This window comes from Variovorax sp. P4_D9, from assembly GCF_056401695.1.
The window spans coordinates 1-2,741 of record NZ_JBFUIU010001032.1 but is presented as its reverse complement, the minus strand read 5'-3'; the positions used below and the strand labels follow the sequence as shown (position 1 = coordinate 2,741).

At 67.2% G+C, this 2,741-nt stretch carries 4 protein-coding genes; 2 read left to right on the top strand and 2 right to left on the bottom strand.

Annotated features, from left to right (window positions below):
* The first annotated feature begins 81 nt into the window (after nt 1-81).
* Nucleotides 82-903 carry a DUF932 domain-containing protein gene (locus AC1DY5_RS50440; RefSeq protein WP_478121816.1) on the top strand — a complete coding sequence of 274 codons (822 nt, stop codon included), beginning with the start codon at nt 82-84 and terminating at the stop codon, nt 901-903.
* Nucleotides 904-954: 51 nt separating this feature from the next.
* Here AC1DY5_RS50440 and AC1DY5_RS50435 read toward each other — a convergent pair whose 3' ends face one another.
* Nucleotides 955-1,308 (bottom strand): hypothetical protein, encoded by a 354-nt coding sequence (locus tag AC1DY5_RS50435; RefSeq protein WP_478121815.1) that lies wholly within the window; start codon nt 1,306-1,308, stop codon nt 955-957.
* Between the two features lie 10 nt (nt 1,309-1,318).
* The gene (locus AC1DY5_RS50430) at nt 1,319-1,639 is read right to left on the bottom strand and encodes a type II toxin-antitoxin system RelE/ParE family toxin (RefSeq protein ID WP_478121814.1); all 321 of its coding nucleotides are present in this window, start codon (nt 1,637-1,639) and stop codon (nt 1,319-1,321) included.
* Nucleotides 1,640-2,258: 619 nt separating this feature from the next.
* Between AC1DY5_RS50430 and AC1DY5_RS50425 the strand changes: the two genes are divergently transcribed.
* Nucleotides 2,259-2,507: a hypothetical protein gene (locus AC1DY5_RS50425; RefSeq protein WP_478121813.1), complete on the top strand. Its 249-nt coding sequence runs from the start codon at nt 2,259-2,261 to the stop codon at nt 2,505-2,507.
* The last annotated feature ends 234 nt before the right edge of the window (nt 2,508-2,741 follow it).

Sequence of the window (2,741 nt, the reverse complement as noted above, 5' to 3'; positions counted from 1 at the left end):
GCGGCGGCCTTGAGCGCTGCGCTGCCGCGTGAGCCAGGGGTGACGCAGGCAATCCCGCCTGTGTCACTCCAGGAGTCCCTCATGACCTCTTCCGACTCATCATCCATCGCCGCAACCTTCGCCGCTCGCGAAGCCCTCTCGCTGCAGGAACTGGCCCGCGCGGCACCGGCAGCCTTCGCGGACCACGCCGCCGAATCGACCGGCCCCAACTACGTCTTCATCAGCACCCGGGACATCGTCTCGGCCCTGACGGACGCGGGCTTTGCGCCAACGCATGCGATGCAGACGCGCAGCCGCGACGGCCATGCTGCCTATGCCCGGCACATGCTGCGATTCCAGCCGATCGTTCATGCGCTGGCGCTGGACGACGTGGTGCCGCAGATCGTGCTGATCAACTCGCACGACGGGCGCAGCGCCTACCAACTGCGCGCGGGCCTTCATCGGCCGGTCTGCACCAACGGCCTGCTGACGCCGATCGGCGACTTCGGCCTCGTCCATGTGAGCCACCGCGGCAACGTGGTGCGCCACGTGGTCGACGCGGCGCAGCAGATCACCCGCGAGTTCGGCCGGGTCGGGGAAGTGATCGAGGAGATGCGCGGGACGACGCTGTCCGGAGGCCAGCAGCTGGACTTCGCGCGCGAGGCGCTGACGCTGCGGTTCGCGGACCGGGCCGAGCCGCCGCTGCAACCAGCGCAGCTGCTGGAGCGGCGCCGCGTGGCGGACATCGGTGACGATGTCTGGCGGACGTTCAACGCTGTGCAGGAGGGGATCCTGCGCGGCGGGCTGTGCGGGCGCACGGCCAGTGGCCGCGCGATGCGCACGCGGGGCATCCGCGCCATTCGGGAGAATGTGCGCCTGAACACCGGGCTGTGGAAGCTCGCACTGCGGCGGATTGGCCGCTGACGCGGCCAGGGCCGGAGGCAGGCTCCGGCCCTTTCCGTGGCGCTGCGGCGCTCAGGAATCCCGGCTTCGGCCGTGCTGCGATGGGTGGGGCCTTCCGCCCATCTGCAGGGAGGCCTCGGCCTGCTGCGGGCTGCGCGTGGCACGCTCCAGGGCGTAGCGGGCGCACAGCACCTCGAGCTGCTCGGCCCAGGACCGATGCGGGTCGGTCGCTCCTGGACCGGGGCGCCCACTCCCATCCTGCTGCGCCGCCATCTGCACCTCGGACCGAGCAGGCACGGCGACGCCGGCGCGTCGCAGGATGTGGGCCTTCTGGTCGAGGGTGGGCTCGCAGTAGCGCCCAATGCGTGAAGTCGCTCGAGCGCCATGCGGGGCAACCGCAGACGGGTTGATGGTGTGACCACTCACTTGCGATATGTCATAGGCCCAGTTTAACTCGTTCAAACTGGGCGTCGGCTTCAGTCCTGCATGTCGTCGGGCCACAGCTGCCTTCTGTGCACACACGAAGGATTCGTACCGCATCGCCGAGGATGCGATATGCGACGAGGTAGGGCGTATTGCTGATGACCAGTTCTCTCGTATCGTTGACGCGACCGGGGCGCCTGAACTCCGGGTGGGCCGTCAAGACTTCGATCTGCTGCGCGATCCGTTCGTCCACCATCAGCGCGGCGCGGGGGTGCTGATCGATGTCGCAGTAGTCGAAATCCTGTCCCGGTCTTCGATCGCCAAAGGGGACCATTCAATCCTCACGTGCCGCCCTCGGCGCTCCTGCGCAGCGTCGTCGCGCGGCGCTTGGCAAAGCGCTCTGCCATGTCATCGTGCGGGATGGTCGGACGCTGATCGCCCGGCCATGGGAGATACGACGAGGGCGCGACCTCGCTGAGCACATGCCGTGACTGCGCGTTGGGTGCGATTCTCTCCCGGAGGGTTTCGCATTCGCGCAGGGGGTGAGGTCATCTCCGATCGGTTTCGACGCTGAACGCGTCCCTCGAACGGCTCCTTGCTCATCGCGGTGTGAATGCTCACATATGAGTCCACTTCATTGGTCGCGGGGGTGCGTCACTGGACGTTTGTGTAGATCGGATACAACAAGGCCACCGGCAGGCCCGCGGGTCAGCGCAGCCGCGCAACACCTGTGGCGTCGCGCCGAGAATTCAACTCGTCGAACGCATCGACGCATAGTCGTCTGCGGGAAACCGGGGCTGACGTCAAGGCGTCGTGCGGGAGTCGGTGGGAGGGCGGATGAGGACAGTCGGAATCGCTCGGTTCACTTCGGGGCCGGCGCGAGCGACCGCGGGCCGGATATCTGCCACATATCTCACGAACGCAGCAGGTTCCTTGCGTCAGGCGAGGCGCGAATGACGGAGACTGCGGGCATGCGTAGCAGCGATGTCGTTGCCGACAAGAGCAGTCGCGAGTTCGCCGAAACCTCGGACGACGCAGCGATGCCGAGCGATGCGGGAACCCTCGCGGCCTTCGAGCGCAGGATAAGACTCGAGGAATCGGCGGTACGACGACGCTTCAGGCAARACGTTGCGATGGCGATCATCTTCGCGMTGGCCGCACTGACACTGGTCTTGATCGTGCAGGTCGGCCACTCGTCCTGACCCCCCACCAGAGGCGTGGCCCTGGGCCGATGGCTACCGTAAAGCCAGGACCGCCGCCCGTGCGCGGACATCCCGAAGGGAGCTTTTGCTGTTCGACTACCAGACCTGGCTGACCCTGACGGCGGGTGTCGCGCAGGCAGCGGCGGCCGCCGAAGCAAGCCGGACCGGCCCCGTGTAATTCCCCCGACTCCAGGCGTCCAGCTCCAGCGCAGTCGTCAGCGACTCTTCATGTAC